This window comes from Myxococcus sp. CA039A, assembly GCF_013336645.1.
Taxonomy (GTDB): domain Bacteria; phylum Myxococcota; class Myxococcia; order Myxococcales; family Myxococcaceae; genus Myxococcus; species Myxococcus llanfairpwllgwyngyllgogerychwyrndrobwllllantysiliogogogochensis.
Map to the genome: position 1 here is coordinate 25214 of NZ_JABUMQ010000080.1, position 10549 is coordinate 35762.

The window sequence follows — 10549 nt, forward strand, 5'->3', positions numbered from 1 at the left end:
CCAACGAGCGAAAGGGTTTCTCATTCCATCGCCGAAAGTCGTTTCGACTGTCGACCGTCGTCCCGTGGCGGACGAGACGCTCGCGCTTCCGCTGACTTGCAAGGTTGAGGAGCGCGGTTATCCCTCGGCGATGGTCACGCTACGGCTACTCACGTAGAACGCTTGAGCGCGGGGAAGATTTTCTGCGGATTGAGCAACCCTGATGGGTCAAAGAAGGACTTGAGCCGCCGCTGGAGGTCGAGCAGCGCGGGTCCTTGTTCGAGCGCGAGAAATTCCCGCTTCGCGAGGCCCACACCATGCTCGCCTGTGATCGTGCCGCCCAGTTCCACCGTCATCACCAACATGCGGCGCAGGGCTTCGTCCACCAGGCCACGCTGGTGCGGCCCCTCATAGAGGATGTTGGCGTGGAGGTTTCCGTCGCCCGCGTGGCCATAGGTGGCCACGGTGAGTCCCAGCTCGGCGCCCATCATTTTCAGTCGCTGGATGATTTCGGGAATTTTTGAGCGCGGGACGACGATGTCCTCCGAAATCTTGTGAGGCTTCAGCGCGCGCAGCGCCGGCGAAATGGCCCGCCGCACAGCCCACAGCTTCTCTCGCTGCCCCTCATCCCGCGCGACGAGCGTCTGGGTGGCGCCCTGCTGTGCGCAGATGTCGCCGAGCCGTGACAGTTCCTCCAACAGACCTTCTTCACCGTGGCCGTCGACCTCCGCGATGACGACCGAGCCGGCGCCCGCGGGAAACTGGAAGCCTCGGCCGTCCACGGCGCGCAGGGCCACGTCGTCAATGAGCTCCAGGCAGCGCGGGAGGATGCCCGCGGCGAGCACGGCGGAGACTCCGCGCGCGGCGTCCAGCACGGACGGAAAGACGACGAGGGCGGTCAGGACTTTTCGTGGCAGCGGAATGAGCTGCAGGGTGATTTCGGTCGCCACGCCCAAGGTGCCTTCGGAACCCACGAAGAGGCCGACGAGGTCATAACCCGCGACGCCCTTGATGGTGCGGCGGCCGACCCGCAGGACTTCTCCGTCCGGAAGCACCCACTCCAGGCCGATGACGTAGTCGCGCGTGACGCCGTACTTGAGCGCGCGAGGGCCCCCCGCGTTCTCCGCGACGTTGCCGCCCAGCGTGCAGAACTCCCAGGAGTTCGGATCCGGTGGATAGAAGAGGCCCTGCGCTTCCACGGCCTTCATCAAGTCGCCCGTCACCACGCCGGGCCCCACCACCGCCGTGAGGTCCTCCGCGGAGATGGAGTGGATGCGGTTCATCCGCTCCAGGCTCACCGCCACGCCACCATTCAGGGGCAGCGAGCCACCGCTCTTGCCACTGCGCGCGCCACAGGGCGTGAAGGGCACGCCGTGCGCCACGCAGGCCTTGAAGACGGCCGACACCTGCGCGGTGGTCTCCGGAAACACCACGACATCCGGAGGGAACACGCCGCTGTCGGACTCGTCCCGCCCGTAGGCCGCGAGCGTGTCCGCGTCGCGCCGCAGCTGCCCTTGCGCGAGGACGCTCGCCAGGGCTGCACACACCCGCTCCACGCGCTCGGCATCCACGCGGTCTGTCCGCGCGGACGGGCCACTCATCGCCGAGCCCCCAGCCGGGCCCACAGCTCACGACGAAGCGAGCCATCTCGCCGCAGCTCGCCCTCGTACGCCTCCGCGTGGGTGATGGCGTCGTGTTGCTGGGCGCCTCGCATGCGCAAGCACGCCTGCTCTGCTTCGATGATGCAGGCGGTGGCGGGGCTGCCCAGCACGCGGGCCAGGGCGCTGGACACCTCGCGGGCCAGGTCTTCCTGGAGGATGAGCCGGTGCGCGAAGCAGTCCACCAGCGCGGACAGCCTGCCGAAGCCGGCCATCCGCTTGCCCGGCACATACGCGACATGCACGCGGCCCGTCACCGGCAACAGATGGTGCGGACACATGGAGACGAAGCGCAGGTTCGTCACGACCACGAGCTCGCGCGACGAACCCTTCGGCGTGGGGAACGTCTTGCCCAGCACCTCCTCGGGCGTCTTGGCGTAGCCATCCAGGAACTCACGGCTCCAGGCGTCAGCCACGCGCTGCGGAGTGTCCACCAGGTTCGCATCCCCCAGGGGCAGTCCGGCGGCGTGCAGGAAGGCCTCCACCGCGCGAGCCATGGCGGCGGGGTCCGGCAGGCTGACCAGGGGACTCGGGACGGGGGCCTTGCGAGTGCGAGCTTTGGACGAAGTCACGGGGGAAGGGGCTCCTACAAGGGGCGTTCAGGGAAAGCCGACGCTATCCGATGCCGCGACGAGGATCTCGTCACCTCGCACACGGACCTCGTAGATGCGGACGCTCGCGTCGGGACGCCAGGGGCAGCGCCCCGTCCGCACATCGAAGGGCCAGGCATGCAGCGGACAATGCAGCAGGTGGCCGTCCAGGTCCCCCTCGGCCAGCGAGCCGCCGCGATGGGGACAGGTGTCGGCCAGCGCATGCAGCCGCCCGTCCACACGGACGAGCGCCACCCGGGTGTCTCCCACCTGGACCACGGCGCGACCCCGTGCGTCCAACGCGGTGAGCCGAGCCACCGGAATGTATCGTCCGTCCGGTTGTCCTTCGTCCATACAGGTGTCTCCAACGCCCCGCGAGCCGTCGTCCATCCCGGTGAATGCGGTGACAGAGGTGTACGTCCCACCGCCGTGCTAGCCTGCCTTGACTCGCCCTGGTGCCGTCAGTAGAGCACCTGTGCCTCCTTCATTCCGATGATCCAGCGCGCCCATACCTTCGCCCGTGGCATCGCGACGTTGCTCGTCGCGCTGTGGGCGTTGCAGCCGCTGGGGGCCCTGCTCCACGTCCGGGACGAGCACGCCCACCGCTTCTGCCCCGAGCACCAGACCTTCGAGGAGACCGCCCGGGGCACGGGCTCGATTCAGGCTCGGCTGGCTCCCGAGAAGCTGGCGCAGTTGTCCGCCCTCCCCTCGTCGAACACCGACTCGACACGGCTCACCCATGAGACCTGCCCGCTCCTGACGTCGGGCTCGCGCGACGAGCTGTTCTTCTCCTCGCCGTCCTCCTGGGCCCTGGCCCGGCTCGCGGTCAGCCGTCCCGCCACCGCGCCACCCCACGTCGCTCCCCCGCTCTCCGTCCTCGACACCGCGCCCAAGTCCTCACCACCCGCGCACGCCTGAGTCGCGTCCAGCAGGAGTGGTCAGGTCATGGAGTGGGGCGTGTGCGCACGCGCGCGTCCAGTTTCGAGGAGCATTCCCGGTGTCATCCGTCTCACGTCGTCCGCACGGCGCGTTCATCGCCGTGTCCATCGCAGCCCTGTTGTCCACGGCCACCGCCGCGGCCCAGGAAAACCAACCCCCTCTCTCGCCCGATGCGGGTGTGCCCGAGCCCGACGCGGGAACGCCCGATGAAGTCCCCGCGGGCCTCACGCCCGAGGAGATGGCCGAAATCGAGAAGGCCTTCGGTGGCGACACCCAGCAAGGTGTGCCCGCCGGCACGTCCTCCGCGCCGGACCCCACGCCCGGAGGCGGCCTGCCGCTGTCGATTCCCGGAGGGACGAGCGGCACCAACTTCCTGGACATGAGCTTCATCCTGGATCTCGCCGCGGCGGCCTTCACGTCGAAGGAGCCGCTCCAGGGCGGCGCGCATGACCCCACGCGCAACGGCTTCAACCTCCAGCAGCTGGAGCTGTCCATCGGCTCGGTGGTGGACCCGTACTTCCGCTTCGACGCGAACATCGTCTACAGCCAGTTCGGCGTTGAAATCGAAGAGGCCTACGGCACCACGCTGGCCCTTCCCGGCAGCCTCCAGGTGCGTGCGGGCCAGTTCCTCACGCGCTTTGGCCGCCTGAATGCCACGCACCCGCACGCGTGGGACTTCGTGGATCAACCGTTCGCCATGAGCCGCGTCTTCGGCGCGGAGGGCAACCGGGGCCTGGGCGTGGAGCTGTCCTGGCTGACGCCCCTGCCCTGGTACGTGGAGCTGACCGGCAGCCTCACCGATGCCACGGGCGAGGCCACCGCGCGCAGCTTCCTGGGCGCATCGAATGACCGCGTCCTCTCACCGCTTGACCTCCAGGCCACGGGCGTCCTGAAGCAGTTCTTCGCGCTGTCGGACGACCTGTCCCTGATGTGGGGACTGTCCGGCGCCACGGGCCCCAATCCCACCGGCTATCGCAACCGCACGGATGTCTTCGGCACCGACGTGTACCTGCGCTACCGCCCCATCACCGAGGCCAGCAACACGCTCGTCACCCTCCAGGTGGAGGCCCTCTACCGCCGACGCCAGGTGCCCGATGACGTGCTGACGGACATCAACACCTACGCCCAGCTCGCGTGGCGCTTCTCGCAGCGCTGGGCCGCCGCCGCGCGCTATGAGTTCGGAACACCGGCGAAGGGTGAAGGCGGCGCGGTGGCGTTGGATCCGCTGGACCCGGAGTGGACCAAGAACCGGGACCGGATCTCCGCCAACCTCACCTTCTGGCCCACCGAGTTCTCCCGCCTGCGGGTGCAGGCCGCCAGAGACCGGGCACGTTGGCGCGACGAGGCGGACTACTCCGTCTTCCTCGCGCTCGAGCTGGTGACGGGCGCCCACGGCGCTCATGCGTTCTAAACCTCTTTCACGGGAGCCCTGCCCCATGCGCCACTTTCGTTTCGTCGCGGCCCTGTGCGCCGCCCTCTGCCTCTTCGCCGCAGCGCCCGCTCGCGCGGCCGTCAATGTCGTCACCACCCTTCCGGACCTCGCCGCGCTGACCAAGGCGGTGGGCGGAGACCTGGTCCAGGTGCAGTCCATGGCGCTGGGAAGCCAGGACCCGCACCGCGTGGACGCGAAGCCCAGCCTCGCGCTCGCGCTACGCAACGCGGACCTGCTCATCTCCGTGGGGCTCGACCTGGAGATCGGCTGGTTGCCCAATCTCCAGACCGGCTCGCGCAACCCGCGCATCCAGGTGGGCAACCCCGGCTTCCTCAATGCCTCGCAGTTCGTCCGGTTGCTGGAGGTCCCCGCCACCAAGGTGGACCGCAGCGAGGGCGACGTCCACCCTGGAGGCAACCCCCACTATCTCTATGACCCGCGACAGGGCGCGGCGGTGGCTCGCGGTATCGCCGAGCGACTCGCGCAGCTCGACGCGAAGAACGCGGCGACGTACCGCGCCAACGCCGCGAAGCTGACCGCCGAGCTGGATGCCGCGCGCGTCGGCTGGGAGAAGCGCCTCGCGGGCCTTCGCGGTGCGCCCATCGTCGCGTTCCACCGGACGACGCCGTACCTCGCGGACTGGCTGGGCTTCGAGCCCATCGCCTTCCTCGAGCCCAAGCCGGGCATCCCTCCCAACCCGTCCCACGTGGCAGGCGTCCTCGTGCTGGCTCGGCAGCGCAAGGCCCGCATGGTGCTCATCGAGAGCTACTACAACGACCGGGAGGCGAAGATGGTCGCGGGCATGATTCCAGCGCCAGTCGTCGTCCTCCACGGCGGCACGGACTTCCGCTCGGGTGAGACGTACGTCCAGCACATCAACGAGCTGGTGGGCAACCTGGAGAAGGCGCTCACCCCTGGAAAGGGAGGCTGAGTCATGAGGACTCGACTGCTGCTCCCCGTGTTGCTCCTGTCCGGCTGCGCGCTGGACTCGGGCGAGGGCTTCGCGGTGTTGGAGCCCACCGTCACCGCGCGCTACGTCCCCGTGGCGTCGCGTGACGCGGGCAATGGTTTCCAGCGCCTCGCGTCGGACTATCAGGTGAGCCTGGGCTCGGCCGCGCTGGGCATCTCCCATGTGGAGCTGGTGGGTGGCGCGGGAGGCGGAGGGCCGACGACGTTCGACCCCGCCAATCCGCCACCGGGTTACAGCCTGTGCCACAACGGGCATTGCCACAGCGACGGCGGCGGGCTCGTGGACTACGAGGACATCGAGGCGGAACTCGGTGGAGGTGGCTCCTCATCCACGCTCGTCGCCGCGCTCCATGTGGATGGCGAGCTGAACCTGCTGACCCCCGAAGCCACGCCGGTGGAGTGTGAGCCTGACTGCGAGCTGCCCCGCACCACCGTGTCCCGAGGTGTCTGGGAAGTGACGTCGGTGACGCTGACGGGCACGGTGCGCGACTCGCGCGCCACGCCGAGGCTCCAGGAAACGGCCTTCCGGATGACCGTGGTGTCCGAGGACGGCGCGGAGGGCGAGGAGGCCACGCCGCTCTTCACGCTGACGGGCGAGGTGGACGTGCCGTCGGACCGGGAGCACGAGCCGCGCGTGAAGCTGGCGCTGGCGCTCGAGGTTCCGCCCACCGTGTTCGACGGACTGGACTGGGCCACATTGACTCCTGGCGCGGACGGCGTGCTGGACCTGGGCACCGTCGCCAACGAGGCGGCGCGCAAGGCCCTGCTGGAAGAGCTCGCGGCCCTGAAGCCCGAAGCGGAGGTGCGACGTGAAGACCGATGAGCCCGTGAGTCCCGAGGCCGCAACCCACGCGGTGCCACCGAGCTTCACGCTCGGCGAGCCGCTGCTCACCTGCACCGAGCTGGTCATCGGCTACAACGACAAGGCCATGCTGCCGCCCATCAACATGGTCATCCGCCGGGGCCAGTTCGTCGCGGTGGTGGGCCGCAACGGCTCAGGCAAGAGCACGTGGTTCAAGACGCTGCTGGGGATGATCGACCCGGTGTCGGGCGCCATTACCCGGGGCCATCCGGAGATGCGCAGCGCCTACGTGCCACAGACATCCAGCATCGACTCGCTGCTGCCGCTACGGGCCTGGGAGCTGACCGCCTGGGGCCGGCTGCGCAACTGGAGCTTCCTGTGGCCCTTCGCGCGCAAGGCGGACCGGGCCGCCGTGGAGGTCGCGCTGGAGACGGCCGGCGCCAAGGCCATCGCGAACAGGCCCTATCGCGAGCTCTCCGAGGGACAGAAGCAACGCACGCTCCTGGCCCGACTCATCGCCACCGAGGCGGACATGGTGCTGCTCGACGAGCCGACCGCCGCGATGGACGCGGTGGCCGAGCGCGAGACGATGCAGCGGCTGTGCATGCTCGCGCGGCAGCGAGGACTGGGCGTGGTGGTGGTGTGCCACGACCTGGAGGTCGCCGCCGAGCACGCGGACGTGCTGCTCTTCGTGGACCGGGAGACCTCCGCCTTCGTCGTGGGCGACGCGCGCACCGTGTTCTGCCACCCCGCCTTCCGTCGTCAGTACGGCGACGAGTACTGCCACCGCGCCCCCGAGGGACCCCACCGTGGATCCGATGCTCGCTGAACCGTCCCAGTGGCAGCAGTTCGTCGAGGGGTTCGAGCTGTTCCGGGACCCGCTGCTGTGCGCCCTCCTCGCCGGAGGCGTGCTGGGCTTCCTGAGCGTCTACGTGGTGCTGCGGCGCATGGTGTTCGTCAGCGCCGCGGTGGCCCAGTCCGCCGGCCTGGGCGTGGCGCTCGCGTTCTACATGGGCATCCACCTGGGCTTCGAGGTGGAGCCCGTCATCGGCGCCACCGCGCTCGCGCTCCTGGCGACGCTGCTCCTGATGATGGACCCCACGAAGCTGCGGCTGACGCGAGAGAGCCTGCTGGGCCTCGCCTACGCGCTGTCCGGCGGCGCGGCCGTGCTGGTGGGTGACCGCATCGCCCAGGAGTCCCACGACATCCAGGGCATCCTCTTCGGCACCGCCGTGCTGGTGACACCCGAGCAACTGCGCACCGTGGCCATCGCCAGCATCCTCGTCATGGTCATCCACCTCTGGTGGTACCGGGGCATCACCTTCGCGAGCTTCGACCGCATCGGCGCGCTGGTGCAGGGCCTGCCCGTCCGCCTGTTGGACGGCGTGCTGATGGTGTCCATCGGCGTCATGGTCGGCGTGTGTGCCCGAGCCCTCGGCGCGCTGCCGGTGTTCGCCTTCTCCACGCTGTCCGCCATCGCCGCGCTGATGTTGGATTTGCGGCTGCCCTGGACGTTCTTCGTGGCCACGCTCGCGGGCATCGTCTCCGGCGTGGGCGGCTACATGTTCGCCTACTTCTTCGACTTCCCAGTGGGTGGCTCGCAGACGGTGGTCGCGGCGATGCTGGTGGGACTGGCCATGGGTGCGCGCGCACTCATCCAACTGGCCCAGCGCGGAGCGAAGTGAGCAGCAACCGCGCCGGGTGAGCGACATTCCCCGGCGCGCAGATATGTGCCTGAGTGACATCCGTTCCCCCTTCATCTCGACGATGGATTTCCCAAGGGGGTGCGCATGAGGCAGCGAGGCTGGTGGCTGTGTCTGCTCTGGATGGCGAGCATGGGTTGCGTGCATCGCCCACGCACCACGGAGCCCGAGACGCCGAAGTTCGAGCACGTCTTCCAGAAGCCCCTGGAGGAAGCGCTGGCCGCCACCCGGCAGTTGCTCGCCTCCCGAGGCTACGCCATCGAGGAGACGACGGATCCGACCCAGTTCGTCACGAAGTGGAAGACCCAGGACAGGGGCGACACGGGGAATGACCGCTACACGCGCTTCGTGGTGACGGGCCTCTCCGTGGCCCCGCGACAATCCGTCGTCCGCATCTTCCGGATGAACTTCAACGCCATGGGCAACGACGTCAACCACAAGGCCAACTGGTGGCGGATCGAGTACAACTACTATGTCCACGACTCGAGCCCCTTCAACGACCAGGGGCCACCGCTCCGAAATGCGCGGAGCGAACGCATCGAGTTGCGCACGCTGACGAATGGCACGCGAGACCTGGACCTCGAGCGGGAGTTGACGCTGAGACTGGAGTCGACCCCGTCGTTGGAGGTGGTGAGCGGCAACGTGCGAGAGGAGCCGCGCCTCAAGGCCGTGCGCGACTCGGACTTCTACCTCACGAGGTGGAAGCAGGAGGCCGCCGAAGCAGGCCCCTGTGGCGAGGCCATGCGTGGGCTTCCGGAGGTGCTGGACCTCGGACTGACGCTGCTGGTGGGAGAACAGCTCGGCTCTCGTGAAGCCCCCTCGGTGGTGGGAGAGCTGGTGTGTCAGGTCGCCGAGGCAGGGCTGCCCGTCGCACTGGGGTTGTCCATTCCCCGCTCCGAGCAGGAACGGGTGGACCGCTACCTCGCGAGCCCGGGCGCTCCGGCGGACCAGGATGCGCTGCTAGAGGGGCGCTTCTGGCAGCGGCCCTACCAGGATGGCCGCAGCAGCCGCGCCATCTTGGACCTCATCGACCGCGTCCGCGCTCTGCGCATGGCGGGGTTGAGCGTGACGCTCCTTGCGTATGACACGGACCTGGCTGGCGGAAGCAAACGCGATGCTCAGCAGGCCGCTTTCTGGAACCAGCGCCGCGAGACAAAACCGTTCGAAGTCCAGGTCATCCTCGCCGGCAACACGCATACGCGCACCGTCACCGGCACCCCCTGGGACCAGGACTTCACGCCCATGGCGCATCTCTTGAAGTCCCCACGCCTCGTCGTTCTGGAGATGAGCTACGCCCAGGGGACGCGCTGGGGTTGCGACCTGGACCGCGAAGGGAAGCTTCAGTGCGGGCTCATTGGCTCGACACCGTCGGGCAGGGTTGCGGCACACCCCGGCATGTCGCCGTTCATCACGTCCTTCGCCACGCCGACGCCCGAGGGTACCCACGGCATGCTCTATGTCGGAGCGCTGACGCCGTCCCTCCCCGCCATCTCCAAGCAGCAGGAGGCGCCGCTTCCCATTCGCCCCCCGCTGCCGCCGCTGCGGGATGGAGACAAGCCTCCGATGTTCTAGGCGTCAACGGACCGCGGTGGAGACCTTCTTGAACTCGGGCGTGCCCGCGCGCCCGAGCAAGTCGAACAGCGCGGCCTCCACCGTGGCCACCGTCGCTCCCGCATCGCGGCACAGGTCCAGGCCCACGCGCCGGTCCTCCGTCGAGCGTGACAGCACCGCGTCCGCCAGCAACACCGGCGTGAAGCCACGCTCCGCGAAATCGCGCACCGTCTGGAAGACACAGATGTGCGTCTCCATGCCGGCCACCAGCACCTGCTTGCGCGTCCCCAGTTGCGCGAGCACGTCCGGCACGGCGGCGCTGAACTCCAGCTTCTCCACCGCCTTGAAGCTCCCGAGCTTCAGCCGCAGCAGCGAGTGCGTGGGCCCCAGGCCCTGGGGATACTGCTCGGTGATGATGACGGGGAGGCCGAGCGCCCGGGCGCCTTCGACGGCGGCGCTGGTGCGCGCGAGCATCCGGTCCAGCGCGTCGCGGTCCATGGCCGCGCACAGGCGCTCCTGGATGTCCATGACGAGCAACGCGGCCTGGTCCTGCGTGAGACGGAAGGTGGGCATGCCCCCTCTCCTCGCGCGAACGACTCCGGCCCGTCAAGCGGCGGGCGCATCGGACGCCCTTGGCTCGACGCTTTCGCTCAGCCGGCTTCGGGCGGGCAACACTCGCGACACAGGGCCCGGTTGCGCCCATGCGCCACGGCCATCAACAACCCGCCTCCCAGGGTGAGCCCCATCTCCCACCGCTCGCCCGCGCCCTCCGGTACCAGGAACGCCCCCGCGCCCAGCAGGGCCAGCCCACCTCCGGCGAGCACGGGCACGACCCCACGCCGATGCAGCCTCCATCCCGGGATGAAGGCCGCGAGCGCGCCCAGCAACACCAGCGCGAACAACCATCGATGCGTCCCCTCCCCGCC

The 10549-nt window shown here is 69.0% G+C and carries 12 protein-coding genes; 7 read left to right on the forward strand and 5 right to left on the reverse strand.

Annotation, left to right across the window (positions count from 1 at the left end; translation table 11 throughout):
* Nucleotides 1-149 precede the first annotated feature (149 nt).
* The 3 genes from HR086_RS15640 to HR086_RS15650 form a co-directional block, all read right to left on the reverse strand.
* Complete coding sequence (locus HR086_RS15640; RefSeq protein ID WP_174466016.1) at nucleotides 150-1580, reverse strand: FAD-binding oxidoreductase; 1431 nt, start codon at nucleotides 1578-1580, stop codon at nucleotides 150-152.
* Complete coding sequence (folE, locus tag HR086_RS15645; RefSeq protein WP_217440203.1) at nucleotides 1577-2134, reverse strand: GTP cyclohydrolase I; 558 nt, start codon at nucleotides 2132-2134, stop codon at nucleotides 1577-1579. Before folE ends, HR086_RS15640 begins: the two co-directional genes overlap by 4 nt.
* A gap of 102 nt (nucleotides 2135-2236) precedes the next feature.
* A complete protein-coding gene (locus tag HR086_RS15650) occupies nucleotides 2237-2581 on the reverse strand; it encodes a Rieske 2Fe-2S domain-containing protein (RefSeq protein ID WP_174466017.1) in 345 nt (114 codons plus the stop codon).
* Between the two features lie 138 nt (nucleotides 2582-2719).
* On the opposite strand from HR086_RS15650, the gene HR086_RS15655 reads away from it, so the two are divergent.
* The 7 genes from HR086_RS15655 (at nucleotide 2720) to HR086_RS15685 (ending at nucleotide 9644) form a co-directional block, all read left to right on the forward strand.
* On the forward strand, nucleotides 2720-3145 hold the full coding sequence (locus tag HR086_RS15655; RefSeq protein WP_141644942.1) for a hypothetical protein: 426 nt from the start codon (nucleotides 2720-2722) through the stop codon (nucleotides 3143-3145).
* A gap of 79 nt (nucleotides 3146-3224) precedes the next feature.
* The gene (locus HR086_RS15660; RefSeq protein WP_174455186.1) at nucleotides 3225-4577 is read left to right on the forward strand and encodes a zinc-regulated TonB-dependent outer membrane receptor; all 1353 of its coding nucleotides are present in this window, start codon (nucleotides 3225-3227) and stop codon (nucleotides 4575-4577) included.
* 25 nt (nucleotides 4578-4602) lie between these two features.
* On the forward strand, nucleotides 4603-5529 hold the full coding sequence (locus HR086_RS15665) for a metal ABC transporter substrate-binding protein (protein ID WP_141644944.1): 927 nt from the start codon (nucleotides 4603-4605) through the stop codon (nucleotides 5527-5529).
* A gap of 3 nt (nucleotides 5530-5532) precedes the next feature.
* Complete coding sequence (locus HR086_RS15670) at nucleotides 5533-6390, forward strand: hypothetical protein (RefSeq protein ID WP_174466018.1); 858 nt, start codon at nucleotides 5533-5535, stop codon at nucleotides 6388-6390.
* Complete coding sequence (locus HR086_RS15675) at nucleotides 6377-7198, forward strand: metal ABC transporter ATP-binding protein (protein ID WP_174462333.1); 822 nt, start codon at nucleotides 6377-6379, stop codon at nucleotides 7196-7198. Before HR086_RS15670 ends, HR086_RS15675 begins: the two co-directional genes overlap by 14 nt.
* Nucleotides 7179-8054 carry a metal ABC transporter permease gene (locus tag HR086_RS15680; RefSeq protein ID WP_141644946.1) on the forward strand — a complete coding sequence of 292 codons (876 nt, stop codon included), beginning with the start codon at nucleotides 7179-7181 and terminating at the stop codon, nucleotides 8052-8054. The genes HR086_RS15675 and HR086_RS15680 overlap by 20 nt, the downstream gene beginning before the upstream one ends.
* A 105-nt stretch (nucleotides 8055-8159) precedes the next feature.
* Nucleotides 8160-9644: a hypothetical protein gene (locus HR086_RS15685; RefSeq protein ID WP_174466019.1), complete on the forward strand. Its 1485-nt coding sequence runs from the start codon at nucleotides 8160-8162 to the stop codon at nucleotides 9642-9644.
* Between the two features lie 3 nt (nucleotides 9645-9647).
* Here the strand turns inward: HR086_RS15685 and HR086_RS15690 are convergent, their stop codons facing one another.
* Nucleotides 9648-10196: an isochorismatase family protein gene (locus tag HR086_RS15690; protein ID WP_174466020.1), complete on the reverse strand. Its 549-nt coding sequence runs from the start codon at nucleotides 10194-10196 to the stop codon at nucleotides 9648-9650.
* A 77-nt stretch (nucleotides 10197-10273) separates the two neighbouring features.
* On the reverse strand, nucleotides 10274-10549 hold a 276-nt coding region (locus HR086_RS15695; RefSeq protein WP_174466021.1), incomplete at its 5' end, for a MerC family mercury resistance protein.

Excerpts from the sequence above, each read along its gene's own strand:
- HR086_RS15640 (WP_174466016.1), bottom strand. The coding sequence starts at position 1,580 with ATGAGTGGCCCGTCCGCGCGGACAGACCGCGTGGATGCCGAGCGCGTG.
- folE (WP_217440203.1), bottom strand. The coding sequence starts at position 2,134 with ATGGCTCGCGCGGTGGAGGCCTTCCTGCACGCCGCCGGACTGCCCCTG.
- HR086_RS15650 (WP_174466017.1), bottom strand. The coding sequence starts at position 2,581 with ATGGACGAAGGACAACCGGACGGACGATACATTCCGGTGGCTCGGCTC.
- HR086_RS15655 (WP_141644942.1), top strand. The coding sequence starts at position 2,720 with ATGATCCAGCGCGCCCATACCTTCGCCCGTGGCATCGCGACGTTGCTC.
- HR086_RS15665 (WP_141644944.1), top strand. The coding sequence starts at position 4,603 with ATGCGCCACTTTCGTTTCGTCGCGGCCCTGTGCGCCGCCCTCTGCCTC.
- HR086_RS15670 (WP_174466018.1), top strand. The coding sequence starts at position 5,533 with ATGAGGACTCGACTGCTGCTCCCCGTGTTGCTCCTGTCCGGCTGCGCG.
- HR086_RS15685 (WP_174466019.1), top strand. The coding sequence starts at position 8,160 with ATGAGGCAGCGAGGCTGGTGGCTGTGTCTGCTCTGGATGGCGAGCATG.
- HR086_RS15690 (WP_174466020.1), bottom strand. The coding sequence starts at position 10,196 with ATGCCCACCTTCCGTCTCACGCAGGACCAGGCCGCGTTGCTCGTCATG.